This is a genomic window from Photobacterium sp. S4TG1 (assembly GCF_036040035.1).
Taxonomy (GTDB): Bacteria; Pseudomonadota; Gammaproteobacteria; order Enterobacterales; family Vibrionaceae; genus Photobacterium.
Window position 1 is genome coordinate 113,907 of record NZ_JAYXUH010000003.1, and the last position, 14,832, is coordinate 128,738.

Annotated in this window: 12 protein-coding genes; 5 read left to right on the plus strand and 7 right to left on the minus strand. The window is 38.4% G+C overall.

Translation table 11 applies throughout. The features are described from left to right. Window positions 1–26 precede the first annotated feature (26 nt). A complete protein-coding gene (locus VXS03_RS06175; protein WP_327762612.1) occupies window positions 27–989 on the plus strand; it encodes an ABC transporter ATP-binding protein in 963 nt (320 codons plus the stop codon). Between the two features lie 2 nt (window positions 990–991). After that, window positions 992–1,978, plus strand: coding sequence for a murein tripeptide/oligopeptide ABC transporter ATP binding protein OppF (gene oppF / locus VXS03_RS06180; RefSeq protein WP_327762613.1), 987 nt, complete (start codon window positions 992–994; stop codon window positions 1,976–1,978). Between the two features lie 41 nt (window positions 1,979–2,019). On the opposite strand, the gene VXS03_RS06185 is transcribed toward oppF, so the two are convergent. The 6 genes from VXS03_RS06185 to VXS03_RS06210 all read right to left on the minus strand — a co-directional run bounded on the left by VXS03_RS06185 (window position 2,020) and on the right by VXS03_RS06210 (window position 9,758). After that, the gene (locus VXS03_RS06185; RefSeq protein ID WP_327762614.1) at window positions 2,020–3,621 is read right to left on the minus strand and encodes a diguanylate cyclase; all 1,602 of its coding nucleotides are present in this window, start codon (window positions 3,619–3,621) and stop codon (window positions 2,020–2,022) included. Next, window positions 3,614–5,188, minus strand: a complete 1,575-nt coding sequence (locus tag VXS03_RS06190; RefSeq protein WP_327762616.1) for an EAL domain-containing protein — start codon at window positions 5,186–5,188, stop codon at window positions 3,614–3,616. The genes VXS03_RS06185 and VXS03_RS06190 overlap by 8 nt, the downstream gene beginning before the upstream one ends. A 353-nt stretch (window positions 5,189–5,541) precedes the next feature. After that, the gene (gene purB / locus VXS03_RS06195; RefSeq protein WP_327762618.1) at window positions 5,542–6,909 is read right to left on the minus strand and encodes an adenylosuccinate lyase; all 1,368 of its coding nucleotides are present in this window, start codon (window positions 6,907–6,909) and stop codon (window positions 5,542–5,544) included. An 88-nt stretch (window positions 6,910–6,997) separates the two neighbouring features. Beyond that, window positions 6,998–7,615, minus strand: a complete 618-nt coding sequence (gene hflD, locus VXS03_RS06200; protein WP_327762620.1) for a high frequency lysogenization protein HflD — start codon at window positions 7,613–7,615, stop codon at window positions 6,998–7,000. A 14-nt stretch (window positions 7,616–7,629) separates the two neighbouring features. Further along, complete coding sequence (mnmA, locus tag VXS03_RS06205) at window positions 7,630–8,745, minus strand: tRNA 2-thiouridine(34) synthase MnmA (protein WP_327762622.1); 1,116 nt, start codon at window positions 8,743–8,745, stop codon at window positions 7,630–7,632. A gap of 362 nt (window positions 8,746–9,107) precedes the next feature. Continuing rightward, window positions 9,108–9,758 (minus strand): pseudouridine synthase, encoded by a 651-nt coding sequence (locus VXS03_RS06210; RefSeq protein WP_327762624.1) that lies wholly within the window; start codon window positions 9,756–9,758, stop codon window positions 9,108–9,110. A 143-nt stretch (window positions 9,759–9,901) separates the two neighbouring features. Between VXS03_RS06210 and icd the strand changes: the two genes are divergently transcribed. Then, window positions 9,902–11,155: an NADP-dependent isocitrate dehydrogenase gene (gene icd, locus VXS03_RS06215; RefSeq protein ID WP_327762627.1), complete on the plus strand. Its 1,254-nt coding sequence runs from the start codon at window positions 9,902–9,904 to the stop codon at window positions 11,153–11,155. 510 nt (window positions 11,156–11,665) lie between these two features. Here icd and cspD read toward each other — a convergent pair. Further along, window positions 11,666–11,887, minus strand: a complete 222-nt coding sequence (gene cspD, locus VXS03_RS06220) for a cold shock domain-containing protein CspD (protein ID WP_080157901.1) — start codon at window positions 11,885–11,887, stop codon at window positions 11,666–11,668. 220 nt (window positions 11,888–12,107) lie between these two features. Between cspD and clpS the strand changes: the two genes are divergently transcribed. Together clpS and clpA are read left to right on the plus strand one after the other, a co-directional pair. Continuing rightward, entirely contained in the window at window positions 12,108–12,428 is a 321-nt protein-coding gene (clpS, locus tag VXS03_RS06225) for an ATP-dependent Clp protease adapter ClpS (protein WP_080157900.1), read from the plus strand. Window positions 12,429–12,475: 47 nt separating this feature from the next. Beyond that, window positions 12,476–14,746 carry an ATP-dependent Clp protease ATP-binding subunit ClpA gene (clpA, locus tag VXS03_RS06230; protein ID WP_327762630.1) on the plus strand — a complete coding sequence of 757 codons (2,271 nt, stop codon included), beginning with the start codon at window positions 12,476–12,478 and terminating at the stop codon, window positions 14,744–14,746. The last annotated feature ends 86 nt before the right edge of the window (window positions 14,747–14,832 follow it).

Sequence of the window (14,832 nt, forward strand, 5' to 3'; positions counted from 1 at the left end):
CTTATTGTTGATAACAAGGAAGTAGTATGAGTTTGTTAGAAATTAAAGACTTACGAGTTGAATTTACCACGCCTGATGGCAATGTTACTGCTGTTAATGATCTCAATTTTTCGTTAGAGCAGGGGCAAACTTTAGGTATTGTAGGTGAGTCCGGTTCAGGCAAAAGCCAAACTGTATTTGCAATCATGGGGTTATTGGCTAAAAACGGCATTATTAGTGGTAGTGCTAAATTTGAAGGTCGTGAGATTTTAAATTTATCCGAAAAAGAATTAAACCGTATTCGTGCAGAACAAATAGCGATGATTTTCCAAGATCCAATGACGTCACTCAACCCTTATATGAAGGTTAGCGAGCAGTTAATGGAAGTACTAATGCTGCATAAAGGCATGAGTAGATCTCAAGCGTTTGAAGAATCCGTAAGAATGTTGGATGCAGTTAAAATTCCAGAAGCACGTCAACGTATCACTATGTATCCTCATGAGTTTTCTGGTGGTATGCGTCAACGGGTTATGATTGCAATGGCGTTATTATGTCGTCCTAAGTTGTTGATTGCTGATGAACCGACAACAGCACTTGATGTAACCGTTCAAGCTCAGATTATGACATTATTAAATGATCTTAAGTCCGACTTTAATACCTCGATCATTATGATCACCCATGATCTTGGTGTGGTTGCGGGCAGCTGTGACAAAGTATTAGTGATGTACGCTGGAAGGACCATGGAATATGGTGATATTAATGATATTTTTTATCGTCCGAGCCATCCATATACCGAAGGGTTGTTACGCGCCATTCCTCGCTTGGATACCGAAGGTGACGATTTACCAACGATTCCAGGAAATCCACCCAACCTATTATCTCTGCCTGTTGGGTGTCCATATCAAGAGCGTTGTCATCGCGTATTGTCGCGTTGTAAGCAAGAATCACCAATATTAATGCCATTTGCACAAGATAGATTACGTGCTTGTTTTGCTGATATGGGAGCATAGTAATGACGACGGAAAAGAAAGTATTATTGAATATTACTAATCTAAAAGTTCATTTTAGTATTGCGTCTAAATCGGCATGGCCTTGGAGTCAACCAACAAAATTAAAAGCCGTTGATGGCATTAATGTCAGTGTTTATGAAGGTGAAACGTTAGGTGTTGTTGGCGAATCAGGTTGTGGTAAATCAACATTTGCTCGCGCTATTATTGGTTTGGTCGAAGCGACGGATGGCCAAGTGGTGTGGTTAGGACAAGATCTCACAAAGTTAAATCACAGTGCTTTACGGGAAAAACGAAAACAGATTCAAATGATTTTTCAAGACCCATTAGCATCACTTAATCCTCGTATGACGGTTGGTGAAATTATTGCTGAGCCGTTAAAAGCATTTTATAGCCAATTAAGTGCCGATGAAGTAAAGCAACAAGTGCAAGCAATGATGACTAAGGTAGGGTTATTACCAAATGTTATCAACCGTTACCCACATGAATTTTCTGGTGGGCAATGTCAGCGAATTGGTATTGCACGAGCACTCATTTTAAAACCAAAAATGATTATTTGTGATGAGCCTGTTTCAGCACTTGATGTATCAATTCAAGCACAGGTAGTGAATCTGCTTAAATCATTACAAAAAGAGATGGGATTAAGCTTAATCTTTATTGCTCATGATTTATCAGTTGTTAAGCATATTTCTGATCGTGTTTTAGTTATGTATCTAGGTAATGCTGTTGAAATGGGAGATAGTAAAACATTATTTGCTAATCCTCAGCATCCTTATACCAAAGCATTAATGTCTGCGGTGCCAGTTCCTGATCCCGAATTAGAACGTAATAAACAGATTGAATTGTTAGAGGGGGATTTACCATCACCAATGAATCCACCATCGGGATGTGTATTCCGTACTCGTTGCCCTAAAGCTGTTGCTCTTTGCGCCCAAGAAAAACCGATATTAGTAGGCACTCACCAACATGCTGTTTCATGCTTACAAATTTAAAGGAAAAAATATGAGTAACGCTTTAATTGACTATGTGAGCGTTACTCTTTTTTCGAAAAAGAGGGCGGAGATTTAAAAACATAATTTTTTAACTGTTGTTGTAGGGCTTTTCTATTTTCAGATTTATTTTTTTTATTTTGATATAACGCTTTATCAGCACGTACTAATGCATCATGTAAGTTTTCATTAGCTTTAATCACCGTACAACCAGTAGAGATCGCTACTTTTATATGATAATGACAAAAATAGCCGCTAAAAATAGCTAACTCAAGGCGATCTGCCATTAGTAAGGCTTGTTCTAAATCGGCATTGGGTAAAATAATACAAAACTCATCACCACCGAGTCGAATACAAATATCACTATCGCGTGTTATATCGCTAATGGTTGATGAGATATGTTTTAATGCTAAGTCGCCAATATCATGTCCATAAGTGTCATTAATTGTCTTAAAATCATTGGCATCAAAAACAATTATTGAGATTGGTTTATTTATTTTTCTATTTTCTTCGAGTGTTTCTTGGATAACGGTATCAAGCACTCGACGGTTGAATAATCCTGTTAATTGATCTGTATATGCCTCTAATTGATAATATTGTTTTTGATATTTATATTTTCGTAAAGTGGCATTCATATAATTTAGCGTGATCAAGATAAGCACTCCAAACGTTATAATTTGGATAGCAAAAGAAATAAAAAACGCTGATGAAATATTCGCGTGTATCAGAATATTATTACTTAAACGAGTATAAACCTCTATTGCTGGCAACAAGGTTGATTTATATCCTTTATAAATATCAATCCTCTTTTCCTTATTAACATCATATAGATATAAATTTAATGAAGATTTTAATTTATTAGGTAAGGTGATTGACGATAACAATGATTTAACAGGAATGTCAACCCCAATATCACCGACGACCTGATCTTTATTATAAACGGGTGATTTAATCGTAATAACCATGCGGTTAGAGAAAAAATCAAGATAAGGCGCCGTATAATAAAAGCCATTATATAATGATGTTACAGGCTGAGACTCCGAACGCTGATCTTGATATTTTGGCGATGAAAAAAACTTTTTAGTGGCATTAAAATTAATTGCATTTGATTTTGATGAGAGGTAAAAATACTCCAATGCATGAGAGATATAATAATAATTATAAGTAATTGCATGGTGTTGCTGTTCAGCCCACAGATCATCAAGCAAAGCAAAAATATGGGTATCATTTTGGATATATTCATTCGGCTGTCCTGGGCCAAGTAAAGTTCCGTTAAGGAGATTATCGGAATAGATACCACGATTGAAACCAAATTCTTTTAATTGAGGGTAATAATGTATAGTAACTAAAGCCTGCAATTCTTGATTTTTTAACTCATTAATTGCTTTTGTTACTGTGCTAGCATAACGCTGATTTCGAAATGCTAACGTATTCATGGATTTTTTTATTTGATTTAAATTTTCTTGAACGTATAGTTTTGTTTCATGTACATCATTACGAATACCAATAGTTAGCAACCCTATTAATATTAGTATGTTACATAAAATAATAATTGTTTTTTTAACGATTTTATTTTTGCAAAAAAAATGATTAAATTTTCGCTCAGAATCGTTTTTTTGTAAAATATGATGCTCTATTTTAGACATGAAAATGTTTATCGTTAGTTAACAAGTTAAATGGCATTGGTTTGCTATATAAGAAACCTTGGTGATAGCGTATACCAATATCAAGTAAAATATCAGCCTGTTGTTGTGTTTCAACGCCTTCAGCAATGACTTCTACTTCTGCTTTTTCTGCAAATGCGACTAATGATTTAATGATAGTATTTGCGGATAATGAGTTAATATCATCAATAAATACTTTATCTATTTTAATCGTCGTCGCTTGTAATTTTTGTAGTGATAGTAAGTCATTATGACCATTTCCAATATCATCGAGCTTAATTTGAATTCCCATTGCATTTAGCTTTTGACAGTTTAATTCTGCTTGCTCAATATTATCTATTGGAGTTCGCTCTGTTAGTTCAAAAGCTATATTATGAGCTGCAATATGATAGTGAGCTAATGCTGAACGTGTAATATCAATAAGTTCTGGGTCTTGCAATACGCTCGCGCTGATATTAATACTGAAGTAGTAAGGCAGTGTTTTGCCATGTATTACCTCTAATTTATGAATATCACGTGCCACTGTATTAATTAATTGAAAGGTTAGTGGTGTAATAACACCATTTGCTTCACATTGAGGAATAAATTCATCAGGTAAGATTACGTTACCTTTCTTTGTCTCCCAGCGAATCAACACCTCATAACCGCAAGTTAAATGTTTTTCTGCGTCAATAATTGGCTGGTAATAAGGCACTAAGTTATTCTGTTTGATTGCATTAAGTATTAAATATTTAATAATACTCGTGCTGCGATAGCGACGGTGTAACATCACTAAGACGATAACAATTAACCCACCTAATATCAGTAATAAAAAGGGTTTGATTTGAGCACGGTAGTCAGTAATAACTTGTGGTGTAACATAATATTTTATCAATGCACTATTATAAAAAGGCATTGATAAAATAGGCTCTATCTCCTTATTTAAGGGGCGATGTTTTACTGTTGGTTGTTTAAACCGAGTCTGGGATGCATTTTCTGTATTACTGGTATATAGGGTAATGTCGCCACTTTCTATCGTCTGGATCCAGCATTTATTACAGGCATTGGCTAATAATATATCGGTGGGTTGCTTTTCGATATCAACAGTAATAGTACCACCAACAAACTTCTTACTATATTGAAGGATAGATTCGGTATTATTTTCATTCGCGACCATTGTTAGATTGCGATTCAATTGAATTTTTTTAGTTGGAGAACCATACATCTGACTAAGATTGGTGCGATCGCCACAGACTTTACCTGAATTAGTTGTAAGGCTGATATTACGAATATTTGATGAATAATAGCTTGTTCGTTCAAGCTCTGATATATCTTCATTATCACAGGTATAGGACAGGTGATATTGTAGATTATCAAGTAGAACAGCAGTGGATTGAATGCTTTGTAAGTAGTTGTTACTTCGCTTATGTTCAAATGATTCGAGATTATATTTAAATAACTGGCGGCCAATTGTCTGTGAAGTAAGTGCTAACGTCACGAAACCTATAGCTATAAATAACGTCGTTAGTACAATGCTATATAACGAGATTGAAGGACGTTTGATAGTCACGATGAAAGAGCTCCACTATTTTTATTTTTTAATTATCATAATTAAAATAGCAAAAACAGATCTAAGATGCTCCTGAAGAGTTATGAAAACAATAAAAACATAAACAACGAACTATTTATTATTTTTTATATATCTCTAAGGCGTTGTTTTGGCGTTGGGTGAATATGTTATTTATAAATAATAATGCTATAAATATTTACTATAACGGATACTATTAATTAATGAAGAGAAGTATAAGATAAAATAATATTGATAGCGTCAACAAACCGTCAATAAATTATCAGTGTACCGTTAATAAAAAAGGACGTTATTAAATAACGTCCTTATTTCATTAATTATAATCTATGACTGAGTTATAGATTATCGGTTAATTTAACTGCGTCGCCAATATAGTTAGCCGGCGTTAAAAGTTTAAGACGTGCTTTTTCATGTTCAGGTAATTCTAAACCATCAATGAATGTACGCATACCTTCGCCATCAACACGCTTGCCACGAGTTAGCTCTTTTAGCTTCTCATAAGGTTTTTCGATGCCGTAACGACGCATAACGGTTTGCACTGGCTCTGCAAGTACTTCCCAATTACGGTCTAATTCAGCAGCAAGAGCTTCTTGATTAAGTTCAAGCTTGCTAATACCTTTAAGTGTTGATGTGTAAGCAATGATTGCATAACCACAACCTACACCAAGGTTACGTAAAACAGTTGAGTCAGTGAGATCACGTTGCCAGCGAGAAACTGGTAGCTTCTGTGCTAAGTGACCAAAGATAGCATTTGCTAAGCCAAGGTTACCTTCTGAGTTTTCAAAATCGATTGGGTTAACTTTATGTGGCATGGTAGAAGAACCAATTTCGCCAGCAATTGTTTTTTGTTTAAAGTGGCCTAAAGCAATATAACCCCAAATGTCACGATCGAAATCAAGCAAGATAGTGTTGAAGCGAGCAAACGCATCAAATAATTCTGCGATGTAATCATGTGGTTCGATTTGTGTTGTGTAAGGGTTGAATGTAATCCCTAGCGCAGTGACAAATTCTTCGCTGTATTGATGCCAGTCGATATCAGGGTAAGCAGATAGGTGAGCGTTGTAGTTACCCACTGCGCCATTGATCTTACCTAGAATTTCAACGTTTTCGATTTGCTTATATTGACGTTCCATGCGGTACGCCACGTTTGCCATTTCTTTCCCCATTGTTGATGGAGATGCTGGTTGGCCGTGGGTACGGGTAAGCATTGGAATATCACGGAATTGATTAGCAAGTGCTTTAATCGCATCAATAACATTACGTACTTCTGGTAGCATTACTTTTTCACGTGCTTCAGTCAGCATCAGCGCATGAGAAAGGTTATTGATATCTTCTGAAGTACATGCAAAGTGGATGAATTCATTAACCGCATGGAGTTCAGGTAATTCAGCTACTTTTTCTTTTAGAAAATATTCAACCGCTTTTACGTCATGGTTTGTTGTACGCTCAATTGTTTTAATACGTAGCGCATCTTGTTCACTAAACTCAGCAGCAATACTATCTAAGAATGCATTTGCTTCAGCGCTGAACGCAGGAACTTCCACGATAGCATCAGTAGCAGCTAATTTTTGTAACCAACGGATCTCAACGATAGTACGGTATTTTAGTAAACCGAACTCACTAAAAATACTGCGTAATACGCTTGTTTTGCTTCCGTAGCGGCCGTCTACTGGGGAAACAGCTGTCAGTGCTGACAGTTCCATGTTGATTTCTCCTGGTGTATGAGAGTTAAAACAAAATTAATATTCAGCCTGATATTTCAGGCTGAATTGAAGTTAGCAATGCGTTAATTTAGTTTCGAGCGAGCAATATTTTTGCTTGTTCTAGCATTTGCTTACGACCAAATAATAAATGACGACGTTTACCGCCGACTTGGTTCCAAAGTACAGCACTACGAACGGCAGCAAGTAGCAATGCACGAACACGATGCTGAACATGAGGCAATTGTAATTGCGCAGGCGTACCAGACACTTGAATACGAGGTCCTAGTGGACTGATAATATCCAGGTAAATACTGGCAATATTACTCAACATTTGTTCGTCAAGTAGTTCAAAATGGACCGTTTGGCGCTTCAATGTGTCAACACGATCACTCAGTTGTGCCATGCTATCGCGACGAGCCGATAGTTTACGTTCCAGTGCCATAACACCTACAAGGTAACGTGTTATTTCACTGCCAGATGATGAACCATCAATATCACGCACCATAGCTTCTAAGCCAATGCGTAGATCAGCTTCGCTGCCGTAGACACCTACGGTGTTGGCTGGATCTGTTGCCATAATGCTATTGAGCATTGTGCTTAATGCTGCTGAATCGCAATTGCCATTACGGGCAACGTCTTGAACTAATTTGACTGCTTGGCACATACCAGCAAACGCAATCGTTCGATCATAAATAGAGTAAGCCACGCGCAAAAACTCCTTTAAATTCGCTCTTCAATAATGCCGCCACCAAGACAGATTTCACCGTTATAGAACACAGCTGATTGTCCCGGCGTTACTGCAATTTGAGGCTCATCAAAAATCACTTTAATAGTTTCATCATCCATTGGAATGACAGTACAAGGAAGATCTTGCTGACGGTAACGTGTTTTTACCGTACATGCCATTGTCTCGCGAATAGGTTGACGATCAACCCAATGCAACTGAGAGGCAATCAAACCGTTTGATTTTAAACGAGGATGATCTTTACCTTGGCCCACAATAAGCACATTACGCTTTAGATCTTTATCAACGACATACCATGCATCTTCAAGGCCATTACCGCCTTTTTGACCACCAATATGTAAACCTTTACGTTGACCTAATGTATGGTACATCAAGCCTTGATGTTCACCGATAACAAGGCCTGTATCTGCCACTTCAATTTTACCCGGCTGAGCGGGTAGGTATTTACCTAAAAACTCAGTAAATTTACGCTCACCGATAAAGCAAATGCCAGTTGAATCTTTTTTCTTTGCTGTGATCAAACCTTGCTCTTCGGCAATGCGGCGCACTTCTGGTTTTTCAAGTTCACCAACAGGGAATAAGCTGCGGGCGATTTGCTCGTAGCCTAATGTGTATAGGAAGTAGCTTTGATCTTTGTTGTTATCGACACCGCGCAACATTTGAGGTTTTTCACCTTCAACGGTTGGGAAACTACGACGGGTATAGTGGCCCATTGCAATATAGTCGGCAGCCAGCACTTCATCTGCAAATTCGAGGAAGGCTTTAAATTTGATTTCTTTGTTGCACAGAATATCTGGGTTTGGCGTACGGCCTGCTTTATATTCAGCAAGGAAGTATTCAAACACGTTATCCCAGTATTCAGCTGCAAAGTTGATGGTATGCAGCGTAATACCAAGTTTGTCACATACCGCTTGTGCATCAGCGAGATCTTCTGCAGCAGAGCAGTATTCGTCGTTATCGTCTTCTTCCCAGTTTTTCATAAACAAGCCTTCAACTTGATAACCTTGTTGAAGGAGCAGGTAAGCGGATACCGATGAATCTACGCCGCCGGACATGCCGACAATGACTTTCTTTTGGCTGTTATCAGACATATTTCTCTACTGTCGCTAATTTAGTGTTAAGGGCGTAATTCTAACAGAAACCCAGCGCCTGAAACAGATCGAGAGCAGAATCACACTTCAATAAATAATGATTAACGATGGTAACGGTATAAATAAAAACCAAGATAATAAAAAAAAACATTTAAAAACTGAGGTATAGATTAAGAATGGCCATGATTTTTTATTATTACTATCTTGATGAAATCAAATAGCAAACGTTTGCTATTTGTCGCAATCATAGAGGATGTAACCAAAAATGTGTAGTTTTTTGTTGAGGAAAATAGTTTTGCAGCATGAAAGGGAATAGTGCGCTCCAATGTTAGACACAGAGCGCGAATGGCGTGAAGGGATAATTATGCTAGGTTTGGACTTGGAAGCGTAATTTCTTTCCATTCTCCCGGCGCTAAATCTGCCACCGTCCATTGTGCCATTTGATAGCGAATTAAACGTAATGTTGGAAAGCCAATATGTGCTGTCATACGGCGCACCTGGCGATTGCGGCCTTCACGTAATGTAATCGCAAGCCATGTTGTTGGGATGTTTTTACGTTCACGAATTGGGGGAGTACGCTCCCATATTTGTGGTGATTCGATCACTTCAACGCCAGCGGGCAATGTCGGGCCATCTTTTAATGTCACGCCATCACGTAATTGCTGTAAATCTTCAACTGTTGGCGCGCCTTCAACTTGCACCCAATAGACTTTGGCTTGCTTTGATTGTGGTTGGGTTAATCGCGCTTGTAAAATACCGTCATTAGTTAATACCAGTAATCCTTCACTGTCTTTATCTAACCGTCCAGCAGGATAAACATCTTTAACCGGAATAAAATCCGCTAAGGTGCTATCACCCGGTTCACCTGAAAATTGGGTCAAAGTGTTATAAGGTTTGTTAAATAAAATAACTTTTTGTGGGCCACGAGGACGCTTGGGTTTATTTATTTTTCTTGACGCTCTACGCTCATTATTGGCACGAAGAGGTTGACGATTTGTGGTGTTTGGCTTCATAAATACGCGTTGTTGTAAGAGTTGATGAGTTGGACAGCCTTATTATACGTGAAAAATTACACAATTGACGTATTGATAAAATTTAAAGTATGATTTGCTCGCTTCTTACAAAATGATAACAAATGGATGCCAGGAGATTTAAAATGGATAGTAAAGTAATTATACCGACAGCGGGTCAGAAAATCACAGTAGATGCTGCAGGTAAATTGGTTGTTCCTAATACCCCGATTATTCCGTACATTGAAGGTGATGGTATCGGGATCGATGTAAGTCCAGCAATGATTAAAGTTGTTGATGCCGCAGTTAAAAAAGCGTATGCCGGCGATCGAAAGATTGAGTGGATGGAAATCTACACGGGTGAGAAATCAACCCAAGTTTACGGCGATGATGCATGGCTTCCACAAGAAACTCTTGATTTTATTCGTGAATACAAAGTCGCTATTAAAGGCCCACTAACAACCCCTGTTGGTGGCGGTATTCGTTCCCTTAATGTAGCATTACGTCAAGAGCTTGATCTCTATATTTGTGTTCGACCTGTTCGCTATTTTGATGGTGTTCCAAGCCCTGTTAAACGCCCGCAATTAACCGATATGGTTATTTACCGCGAGAATTCAGAAGATATTTATGCTGGCGTTGAATACCAAGCAGGTACACCTGAAGCTGATAAAGTCATTCAATTTTTACAGCAAGAAATGGGGGCGACAAAAATTCGCTTCCCACAACAATGTGGTATCGGTATTAAACCCGTATCAGAAGCGGGGACTAAACGTCTAGTACGTGCTGCAATTCAATACACCATTGATAATGATCGTGACTCGTTAACCTTAGTACACAAAGGTAACATCATGAAATTTACTGAAGGCGCGTTTAAAGATTGGGGCTATGACATCGCTCTACAAGAATTTGGTGCAGAATTACTAGATGGCGGTCCTTGGATGACATTGAAAAATCCAAAGACAGGCAAAGAGATTGTGATCAAAGATTGTATTGCTGATGCTTTCTTACAGCAGATTTTACTGCGCCCTGAAGAATATGATGTTATTGCAACTATGAACCTTAATGGCGATTACATTTCGGATGCTTTAGCTGCTCAAGTGGGCGGTATCGGTATTGCTCCTGGTGCTAACATTGGTGATGGTGTGGCGTTATTTGAAGCAACCCACGGTACGGCACCTAAATATGCAGGCCAAGATAAAGTTAACCCTGGTTCATTGATTCTTTCTGCTGAAATGATGTTACGCCATATGGGCTGGACAGAAGCCGCTGATTTAATTCTTAGTTCAATGGAAGCGGCAATCAGTAATAAGACGGTAACCTATGATTTTGAACGTTTAATGGAAGGTGCTAACTTACGTAAATGTTCAGAATTTGCAGATGATATGATTGAGCAAATGTAATCATTATTGCAGTTCAAAACATATGAAGCTCAGTATTTACTGGGCTTTTTTTATTGCTGTTATATGTGCTGTTGATGAGTTGTATCGATAGGCTATAAGTAACGAGATAACAAATATCATACTCTCGTGCGCTAACTCTCAAACAGAGAATAATAGAAGTTAACCAGTGTAGGCAGTGAACTAAAATTGGCATAGGATAGCAATAGTTGCAGCGTGATGTGTATTTCTTGTTAAATTTAATGTCGCTCTAGTCTTATTTTTAATATCACAATCAATGGTGTTTTTTTATGCGTGTTTTATTCAAATTTAGTGCGTTTAAAAAACAGTGATTTTATATGATTGTTGGATTTTTCAGCATAAAAGCATATGCGAAGGATTAATCGCAACAGATGACTGTCGAAGTCGAAGTGTAATTGGTATATTGTACCTGTTACTATAAAATTGGCTTCGAGTTAACAAATAAAAGGTGAGACAACTCACCTCTTAATGTGCAATAAATACGGGATCGGTTTATTTGGCTTCATCGCCTTGAGCGGGAATAATAGCGCTGGCATGGTAACCTTTTGGGCCAGTTTGAACTTCATAGTTCACTTGCTGACCCGCCTTTAGTGTTCGGTAACCATCCATCTGAATTGTTGAATAGTGAGCAAAAATATCATCCTCACCTTCTTCTGGGCAGATGAAACCAAATCCTTTGGCGTTATTGAACCATTTTACTGTACCTGTTGCCATGCTATACATCCTTTTTGCATTCAAGTTCCATTTGACATTAGTTGCTTATCGAGTAATGTTTGATTGCATACTAATGCGATTTTGATGCAGATTACATCTACTATATTTTACAATGTAGTAAAATTAACTAGTCAGTCAAGTATTCTTTGTAACATTTTGATAAAATCTTTTATTAACTTGGCTATAGCCAGCTCACGAATTAATGAACTAAGATAAAACTATGAGTAAGTTATACGAATGGATGAATCCTGAATCTGATGTCTTAGATAAAGAAGAAATCCAAGTTAAGCCGCCATCGATGTATAAAGTAGTGCTAAATAATGATGACTATACACCGATGGATTTTGTGATTGATGTGTTACAAACATTTTTTTCCATGGATCTGGAGAAAGCTTCTCAGTTGATGCTTGCGGTGCATTATGAAGGTAAAGCCATTTGTGGCACTTTCACTGCCGAAGTAGCAGAAACAAAAGTTGCGCAAGTAATGATGTACGCTCGGGAAAATGAACACCCGTTGTTGTGTACGATGGAAAAAGCATAATCTTTTTCCGGCACGCCATATTGAGTGGTTTTTAGGGGAGGTGCCTTATGCTAAATAAAGAACTTGAAGCAAGCCTGAATGGTGCATTTGCACGAGCAAGGGAAAAGCGTCATGAATTTATGACGGTAGAACATTTATTGATGGCACTGTTAGATAACGTAGCCACACAAGAGGCGTTATTAGCGTGTCGTGCTGATCTTGAGCTGTTGCGTAAAGAGCTAGATTCTTTTATTGAACAAACAACACCCTTAATTCCAGTGGATGATGAGAGCCGAGAAACCCAACCAACATTGAGTTTTCAACGGGTGTTACAACGTGCCGTATTCCATGTTCAATCATCAGGCCGCAGTGAAGTTACTGGTGCGAATGTATTGGTCGCTATTTTTAGTGAGCAAGAATCACATGCTGCATACTTACTTAAGAAAAGTGATATTAGTCGTCTTGATGTGGTGAATTTTATTTCTCATGGCACGGTGAAAGGCAGTGATAATGATGATGTAAATCCGTCAGAGATTGGCAATAACGAAGAACAACGTACCGAACAAGCAAGCTCCGAAGACAAACTTGAGAATTTTGCCACAAACCTCAATCAACTTGCCAAATCGGGTGGTATTGATCCTCTGATTGGTCGAGATAAAGAACTTGAGCGTACGATTCAAGTTTTGTGCCGCCGTCGAAAAAACAACCCTTTATTAGTGGGTGAAGCGGGTGTGGGTAAAACCGCAATTGCTGAAGGTTTGGCTTGGCGTATTGTTGAAGGTCAAGTTCCTGAGATTATTCAAGATTGCGTGATTTACTCGCTTGATATCGGTTCTCTTTTAGCGGGCACAAAATACCGTGGTGACTTTGAAAAACGTTTCAAAGGTATTTTGAAGCAGCTTGAAAAAGAAGAACATGCGATTTTATTTATTGATGAAATCCATACCATCATTGGTGCAGGTGCAGCCTCTGGCGGTCAAGTTGATGCTGCTAACTTACTAAAACCATTATTGAGTAGTGGTAAGCTTCGCTGTATGGGGTCAACAACTTATCAAGAATACAGCAATATTTTTGAGAAAGAGCGTGCCTTATCGCGTCGTTTCCAAAAAATTGATGTGGTTGAACCTTCATTGGATGACACCACTAAAATATTGATGGGCTTGAAATCTAAATATGAAGCGCACCATGAAGTTCGTTTTACCAATAAAGCGATTCGTGCCGCGGTTGAGTTATCAGCCAAATACATTAACGAGCGTCATTTACCTGACAAAGCGATTGATGTGATTGATGAAGCGGGTGCGCGTTGTCGTTTAGCGCCTGCAAGCCGTCGTAAAAAAACGGTTAATGTCGGTGATATTGAAGCGATGATCGCTCGCATGGCGCGTATTCCTGAAAAATCAATTTCAAGCAGTGATCGTGATGTACTCCAATCTCTTGATACTCGTCTAAAAATGCTAGTCTTTGGTCAAGATAGTGCGATTGATGTACTAACCGAAGCGATCAAGCTTAGCCGTGCAGGACTTAGTGCTGATAATAAGCCTGTTGGTTCATTCTTATTTGCCGGTCCTACTGGTGTTGGTAAAACGGAAGTAACAGTCCAGTTAGCACGTACAATGGGTATTGAGCTGCTACGTTTTGATATGTCTGAGTACATGGAACGTCATACAGTAAGCCGCTTAATTGGTGCACCTCCTGGTTATGTAGGTTATGACCAAGGTGGTTTATTAACGGATGCCGTCATTAAAAATCCTCACTCCGTTGTTTTACTTGATGAAATTGAAAAAGCGCATCCTGATGTGTTCAATTTACTATTACAAATAATGGATAACGGCACGCTTACCGACAATAACGGTCGTAAAGCGGATTTCCGTAATGTTATTTTTGTGATGACAACTAACGCCGGTGTGACGGAAACAGTACGTAAATCGATTGGTCTTATTCAGCAGGATCATAGCCATGATGCGATGACAGAGATCAAACGCGTATTTACGCCAGAATTCCGTAACCGTCTAGATAATATTATTTGGTTTAACCATCTAGAAAAAGACATTATTGGCCAAGTGGTTGATAAGTTTATTGTGGAATTACAAGCACAACTTGATGCGCGTGGTGTATCAATGGAAGTCTCTGAGCGTGCACGAGAGTGGATGTCAGATAAAGGTTATGACAAGGCGATGGGTGCGCGTCCGATGGCGCGTGTGATTCAAGAGAACCTTAAAAAGCCACTTGCGAATGAATTATTGTTTGGTTCATTGGTTAATGGTGGTTCTGTTCGTGTTGACTACATTAATGGTGAACTTGATTTCCAATTCAGTAGTGAAATGGAAGCTGCCCACTAACAGCACTTTGTTAGGGTATGTTGCATAAACAAAAACGCCGTAGATAGTAACAACTATCTGCGGCGTTTTTATATTACGACTCTTGG